Annotated in this window: 1 protein-coding gene; it reads left to right on the top strand. The window is 63.6% G+C overall.

Translation table 11 applies throughout. From position 1 onward, the window contains the following. Positions 1-188: hypothetical protein (locus I6F37_RS38745; RefSeq protein ID WP_225154180.1), on the top strand; the 188-nt coding region annotated here is incomplete at its 5' end. Positions 189-481: the final 293 nt, after the last annotated feature.

Genomic DNA, 481 nt, shown 5'->3' with positions numbered 1-481 from the left:
CGGTGGAGGTACACGCTGACTGGACGGTCGCTGGCGCGTGGCTGTTGAGCTTCGACGAAGTCGTCGAGTTTCAACATCGTCGTCGTGACGGGCGTGATGTCGAGCCCACCAAGCTCCGAATGAACGGCTCGTGGAAACACAAAGCCGCAATTCTCGAGCTTGGGCCTACACAGGCGGCAATCGCCTAGACCCTGCACGGGCTGTGGCCGGCCCGGCTTAAACCAGAGCTGGCTCCTTTCGCGCAGAGCTGCAGTGCGTTGAGGCCGCGCGCGGTCCTGACAATGTAGAGAAGCATGAGAACGCGTAAGACCCACTGAGGCACCACTGAGGTCAAGACACCAGCCGCCGTCAGAGGCTCCTCAAGGGACAGCAGAGCCCTGCCGGAACTGGTGGCAACGACGGGGCTCTGACTGCGGGCCGCTGTTGGCGTCGACCCGTGCTGGTGGCGGACCGGCTAGGAGCGCCCGAGCAGTTCTCCTAC

The organism is Bradyrhizobium sp. NBAIM08 (assembly GCF_020193935.1).
GTDB classification, from domain to species: domain Bacteria; phylum Pseudomonadota; class Alphaproteobacteria; order Rhizobiales; family Xanthobacteraceae; genus Bradyrhizobium; species Bradyrhizobium yuanmingense.
This window is presented reverse-complemented; position numbering and strand designations above follow the sequence as displayed.